The following is a 6089-nucleotide window of genomic DNA, read 5'->3' as shown; positions in this document are numbered from 1 at the left end:
GCCGACGTCAGCCGCGCAGCCCAGGCCGCCGTCAGCCGCGCAGCCAGGCCGCCGTCTCGCCCGGCAGCTGCCCGGCATCCGTCAGCGGCCCGCTCGCGACGATCACCTCGCTCGAGCCCAGCCCGAGCGCGGCCAGGTCGACGGGCTCGGTGCCGAACACGCACACCACGTGCCATCCGCCGGGGCGGACGAGGTGCAACACGTCGTCACGGCCGTCGACGGGCAGCCAGTCGAGCGTCTCGTCGGTCTGCAGGTCGCGCCGCGCGGCGAGGGCCGCCCGGTAGAGCGCGAGCGTCGACGTCGCGTCGGCTTCCTCGGCCTCGACCGAGTACTCGCCGAACCACGAGGGCTGCGGCAGGTGCGCCTCGCCCGCGCCGAAGCCGAACGACGGCCCCGACCGGGTCCAGGGCAGCGGCACGCGACAGCCGTCCCGACCGATGTCGACGCCGGGGTTGCGGAAGAACGACGGGTCCTGGCGCTCGTCGGCGGGGATGTCGGCGACCTCGGGCAGCCCGAGCTCCTCACCCTGGTAGACGTAGGCGGAACCGGGCAGGCCGAGCATGAACAGCGACGCGGCACGGGCCCGACGCAGGCCGGTCTCGACGTCGACCTCGGGCGAGGTGCCGCCCGAGAGCAGCCACTCGGCGCCCTGCTTGACGTCGCGACCGTCGAGGGCGGGCAGGCCGTACCGGGTCGCGTGACGGACGACGTCGTGGTTCGAGAACACCCAGGTCGTCGACGAGCCCGAGGCCTCGGCGGCGTCGAGGTTGTACGTGATGATGTCGTGGAACTGCGTGGCGTCGAAGTCGGCCTCGAGCAGGTCGAAGTTGAACGCCTGGCCCAGGCCCTCGGCGCTGGCGTAGCGGGCACGGCGCGACGGCTCGACCCAGGCCTCGGCCACGGCGATGCGCGGCGGGTCGTACTCGTCGAAGACCTCACGCCACGTGGCGTAGATCTCGTGCACCTCGTCGCGGTCCCACAGCGGGTGGTCGCCGTCGGCCTTGGGCAGCGCCTCGAGCTCGGCCGTGGACGGCAGCACCTCGGGCAGGCTCTTCGCCAGCCCGTGCGCCACGTCGACCCGGAAGCCGTCGACCCCGCGGTCCGACCAGAACCGCAGCGTGGTCAGGAAGTCCTCGCGCACCTCCGCGTTGTCCCAGTCCCAGTCGGGCTGCTCGCTCGCGAACGAGTGCAGGTACCACTGGCCGTCGGCGACGCGGGTCCAGGCCGGGCCGCCAAAGATCGACGTCCAGTCCGAGGGCGGCAGCTCGCCGGTCTCGCCGAGACCGTCGCGGAAGATGTAGCGCGCCCGGGCGGGCGATCCCGCGGGGGCGGCCAGCGCCTCCTGGAACCAGACGTGCCGGTCGGACGAGTGGTTCGGCACGAGGTCGGCGATCACCCGGATGCCGACCGCGTGCAGCGCGTCGATCATCTCGTCGAACTGCGCGAGCGTGCCGATCTTGGGGTCGACGTCGCGGTAGTCGTCGACGTCGTACCCGCCGTCGGCGAGGGCCGACGGATAGAACGGGCTGAGCCAGACCGCGTCGACGCCCAGCCGCTGCAGGTAGGGCACCGCCGCCGTGATGCCGGGCAGGTCGCCGATGCCGTCGCCGTTCGAGTCGGCGAAGCTGCGGGGGTAGATCTGGTAGACCGCCGCCTGGCGCCACCAGGTCGGGTCGTCGGTCAGCAGCTCGGTCGAGGGTGCGGTGCGGAGCGTGTCGGTCATCGTGGAGCGAGGTCCTCTCGGTGGTGGTGGGTTGCCTGGGGGTCAGGAGGCGCGGGCCGCGCCCCCGACGGACGCCTACTTGATCGCGCCCTGCGTCACGCCCGCCATCACCCAGCGCTGGGTGAAGAGGTAGACGACGATCGCCGGGGCCATCGCCATGAGGTACGAGGCGAAGGCGACGTTGTAGTCGTTGCTGAACTGCGTCTGGAAGATCTGTTGCAGCACGGGCAGGGTCTGCAGCGACGGGTCGGCGGTGATCAGCGACGGCATCGCGAAGTCGTTCCACGAGGCCAGGAAGGCGAAGATCCCGACCGTGGCGCTCATCGGGGCGAGCAGCGGGAAGACCAGGCGCCAGAAGACCTGCCAGGTGGTGGCGCCGTCGAGCCGCGCGCTCTCCTCCAGCTCTTCGGGCAACGACCGCAGGAACGCCGTGAACAGCAGGATCGAGAACGACAGCTGGAACATGACGTGCAGCAGCGCGACGCCGGCGGGGTTGTCGAGGCCGACGATGCCGGTCAACTTGATCTGCGACAGCGCGACGACCGGGAACGGCAGGAACATCGCGGCCAGCAGGTAGAAGAACGAGAAGCGGAACAGCTTGCGGTCCCAGTTGCGCGAGATCGCGTACGACGCCATCGAGGCGAGCACGACCGTGCCGATCACGGTCGCGGCCGTCACGAGGGTCGAGATGCCGAACGCCCGCGGGAAGTCGGTCAGCTGCCAGGCGGTCGCGAAGTTCGAGAAGTCGATCGGTGCCGGCAGGCTGAACGCGTTGCCGTCGACGGCCTGCGCCGACGTCTTGAGCGACATCGTGACGGTGACGTAGATCGGGATCAGCACGGTGATCGTGCCGAGCACCAGCAGCACGGTGACGAGGCGGTTCGGGCGCTCCCGACCGACGCGACCGCGTCGACGACGGGTGACGGCGTCGGCGTCGCGACCCGTGCCTCCTGGGGTGGGGGCCGCCGAGGCGGCCGGGGTGACGAGTGCGGTGTTCGCCATCAGACGGCCGCCTTTCCGCGGGTGATCCGGAGTTGGACGAGCGCGATCGCGACGGCGATCACGAAGAAGATGGTCGCGTTGGCCATCTGGTAGGCGTAGTCGCCGCCGGTGAAGCCCGTGAAGATCGTCATCGCGATGCTGCGGGTCGACGTGCCGGGGCCGCCGTTCGTCAGGCCGACGATGATGTCGTACGAGTTCAGGAAGTTCTTGAAGCCGATGATCGTGTTGATCAGGACGTAGCCCGCGACGAGCGGCAGCGTGATCGACCGCAGCTGCTTCCAGCCCGAGGCGCCGTCGAGGCTGCTCGCCTCGTACACCTCGCCGGGGATCGCGAGCAGGCCCGCGATGTAGATCAGCAGCGTGCTCGGGATCGCCTGCCACGCGGTCACCACGACGATGCCGATCCAGGCGGTGTCGGCGTTCGCGAGGATGCTGTCCTGCAGCCCGGGGATGCCGAGCGAGGTGCCGAGGGCCGGCAGCGAGTTCGAGAAGAGGAACTGGAAGACGAAGGCGATGATGATGCCCGAGATGACCATCGGGATCACGAACACGGCCCGCAGCGCGGTCTTCGCCTTGATCTGCGAGGTCAGGCCGATCGCCAACAGCAGGGCGATCACGTTGACGGCGATCACCGTGACCAGCGCGAAGCCCATCGTGAAGCCGTACGAGCCGAGGATCGCCGGGTCGGTCGCCATCGCGAGGTAGTTGGTGACGCCGACCATGTCGAACTCGCCGAAGCCGATCGAGTTCGTGAAGCTGTAGAACACGCCCATCACGGCCGGCAGGGTGATCGCCAGCGAGAAGAGGACGAGCGTCGGCACGAGGAAGAAGTAGAAGACCGGGTCGACGCGCCTGCCGCGGCGCCGCGGGTTGCCGGTCGTGCTGCCGCCCAGCGAGGTGCGGGCGCCTCGCACGGCCGTGGGGGTGGTGGTGGCCATCGGGTCTCCTTCGACTCGGGCGGTGGTCGGGGTGGCCGGGGCCGTGGCGCGGCCCGCGCCGTCGATCGCGCTCATGCGCGGAGTGCCAGGCGGCGCCAGTCGGCGTCCATGGTGCGCAGGGTGCCCTCGACGCTGGCGCCGGTGACGATGCCCTGCACGTAGTTCTCGGCGGGGATCGTCAGCGGGATCGCCTTGGACGCCCCCTGGTAGAACCGCGCGTCGTCGTAGTAGCCCTGCATGCCGACGATGCGCTCGTCGGTCACGGCGGGGGCCGACCTCGTGGTGCCGAACGCCAGGAAGTCGCGGTTGTAGGCGTCCTGGATCTCGGGCTGCATCAGGTAGGTCAGGAACTCGCGGGCGGCGTCCTGCTTGCGCGACTGCTCGGGCACCCACAGGGCCAGGTCGAGGTTGACCCGCACCTTGCGGTCGGCGGGGTCGTCGGTCATCGGCAAGGGGAACGTGCCGACCCTCGCCTCGGGGTTCGCCTTGGTGATCTCACCGAGTGCCCACGGCCCCTGCATGAGCATCGCCGCCTCGCCCTGCGCCATGGCGAGGTTGCCGTCGCCGTACCCGCGGCTGTTGCGGTTGGCGTTCGACAGCCGTCCGAGCTGCACCATGCGCTCGACGGGTTCGCGGAAGTCCTTCTCGAACGAGACCGAGCCGCCCTGGCCGACGCTCGTGCCCTCGGCGTTCATCTTCTCGTAGAAGGCCGCGACGTCGAGCGACCCGCCGGTCGTGTAGTCGAACAGGCCCTGGGCGACGGTCCACGGTTCGCGGAAGGTGCTGTAGATCGGCGTGACGCCGGCCGCCGTGAAGGTGTCGCACGCCGCGAGGAACTCGTCCCAGGTGGTCGGCACCTCGACGCCCAGGTCGGCGAAGACCTGCTGGTTGTAGATCACCGACGCGGCGGTGATCGAGTACGGCAGCACGCTCGTCCGGCCGGGGTACGTCGCGTACTGGTCGACCAGCTCCTGCACCTCGGGGCGGATCGTGCGCGCCTCGGGCAGGTCGCCCAGGTCGCTCAGCGCCCCGCGCTCCATGAAGCGGGCCATCTCGAGGTTGTACGTGAAGGCCGCGACGTCGGGCGGGTTGCCCCGGACGAAACCGGCCGAGATGCCCGAGGTCGAGTCGTGGATCACCCGGACCGCCGACTGCGACTCGTTGAAGCGCGAGACCAGGTCGGAGAAGTACGGGATCGCCTCGGGCTTGGTCGCGTAGAAGGTGATCTCGGTGCGCCCGCGGCCGGAGCCGGACGGGGCGCAGCCGGCGAGGAGGAGCGCCGCCCCGGCGGCACCGATCCCGCCGAGGAGGGTGCGTCGGCTGAGGCCGGCACCGGAGGGCAGTGGGGGTGTGGGCACGTCGTCGTCTCCCGGGTCGCGACCCCGACGACAGCGTCGGGACCGAGTTGATCTGGTGTGTAGATTTAGACCCTAGATCAATTCTCGGCGTGGCACCATGGGTCGTCGTCGAAAAGATCCGCCGTGTCGCGAGGCACCGGCCACAGCACGAGGAGGCGCGGGTGGCGCTGAGCACCGGGGTGTCGTCGCCGAGCCTGCTCCGCCGCATGAACGCGGCCGAGGTGCTGCGGCACGCGTGGTCCGCGGACGCGGTCACGGCGAGCGACCTGATCGCCCTCACCGGACTCACCCGGTCCACCGTGCTCGGGGTCTGCGACGACCTCATCGACCACGGCTGGATGGTGTCGCTCGCCGACGCCCGCTCGACCGGCGAGTACCGCAAGGGCCGCCCCGCGCGTCGCTACGCCCTGGCCCGTTCCGCCGGGCACGTCGTCGGCGTCGACGCCGGCCGCCACCACCTGACCGCCGTCGTGGCCGACCTGCGCGGCGACGTCGTGGCCCGCGTCGCACGGCGCATCGACCCCGACGGGACGGCGGACGACCGCCGCCGGACGGTCTCACGGCTGGTCGACGACGTCCTCGGCGAGGCCTCGCTGGGCGACGCCGACGTGCTCGCCGTGGCACTCGGAGTGCCCGCGCCGACCGACGCCGAGGGCCGGTCGCCGATCGAGGTCGGCGCCGACTTCTGGGTGCTGATGAACCCCGACTACACCGGGCTCTTCGCCGAGCGCGGCTGGGCCGTCGTCGTCGAGAACGACGCCAACCTGGCCGCCGTGGCCGAAGCGGCGGCCGCATCCCGTGCCGACCGCGAGGTCGGTGGTGGTGCCGGCGCCGCCACGTCGTTCGTGACCCTGCTGGCGGGCGAGCGGTTCGGCGCCGGGTTCGTGCTCGACGGAGCCCTCGTGCGGGGCAGCCGCGGTGCCGCGGGCGAGATGCGCCTCCTCGACCTGGTCGAGGGCGTCGGATCGGCCGACGGCCTCGGAGCCCTGCTGCGCGACTGGGCCCGGGCCGCGCGCGAGCTCGGCACCGTGCCGGCCTCGTCGCCGCTGCGGGCGATCCCGCTCGACG

At 71.1% G+C, this 6089-nt stretch carries 5 protein-coding genes; 1 reads left to right on the top strand and 4 read right to left on the bottom strand.

The features are described 5' to 3' along the window. Nucleotides 1-31 precede the first annotated feature (31 nt). From IFT36_RS14680 to IFT36_RS14665, 4 genes are all read right to left on the bottom strand, one after another. Nucleotides 32-1723: a glycoside hydrolase family 13 protein gene (locus IFT36_RS14680; RefSeq protein ID WP_200413513.1), complete on the bottom strand. Its 1692-nt coding sequence runs from the start codon at nucleotides 1721-1723 to the stop codon at nucleotides 32-34. Nucleotides 1724-1798: 75 nt separating this feature from the next. Next, nucleotides 1799-2725, bottom strand: coding sequence for a carbohydrate ABC transporter permease (locus IFT36_RS14675; RefSeq protein ID WP_173154409.1), 927 nt, complete (start codon nucleotides 2723-2725; stop codon nucleotides 1799-1801). Next, nucleotides 2725-3663 (bottom strand): carbohydrate ABC transporter permease, encoded by a 939-nt coding sequence (locus IFT36_RS14670; RefSeq protein WP_200413512.1) that lies wholly within the window; start codon nucleotides 3661-3663, stop codon nucleotides 2725-2727. Before IFT36_RS14670 ends, IFT36_RS14675 begins: the two co-directional genes overlap by 1 nt. A 71-nt stretch (nucleotides 3664-3734) precedes the next feature. Further along, nucleotides 3735-5021 carry an ABC transporter substrate-binding protein gene (locus IFT36_RS14665; RefSeq protein WP_123570963.1) on the bottom strand — a complete coding sequence of 429 codons (1287 nt, stop codon included), beginning with the start codon at nucleotides 5019-5021 and terminating at the stop codon, nucleotides 3735-3737. Nucleotides 5022-5182: 161 nt separating this feature from the next. On the opposite strand from IFT36_RS14665, the gene IFT36_RS14660 reads away from it, so the two are divergent. After that, nucleotides 5183-6089 (top strand): ROK family protein (locus IFT36_RS14660; RefSeq protein WP_200413511.1); only part of this gene is annotated, 907 nt, incomplete at its 3' end.

The sequence above is a fragment of the Frigoribacterium sp. CFBP 13605 genome, assembly GCF_014839405.1.
Taxonomy (GTDB): Bacteria; Actinomycetota; Actinomycetes; order Actinomycetales; family Microbacteriaceae; genus Frigoribacterium.
This window is presented reverse-complemented; position numbering and strand designations above follow the sequence as displayed.

Coding starts and splice junctions, on each gene's coding strand:
- IFT36_RS14675 (WP_173154409.1), bottom strand. CDS start 2,725: ATGGCGAACACCGCACTCGTCACCCCGGCCGCCTCGGCGGCCCCCACC.
- IFT36_RS14680 (WP_200413513.1), bottom strand. CDS start 1,723: ATGACCGACACGCTCCGCACCGCACCCTCGACCGAGCTGCTGACCGAC.
- IFT36_RS14670 (WP_200413512.1), bottom strand. CDS start 3,663: ATGGCCACCACCACCCCCACGGCCGTGCGAGGCGCCCGCACCTCGCTG.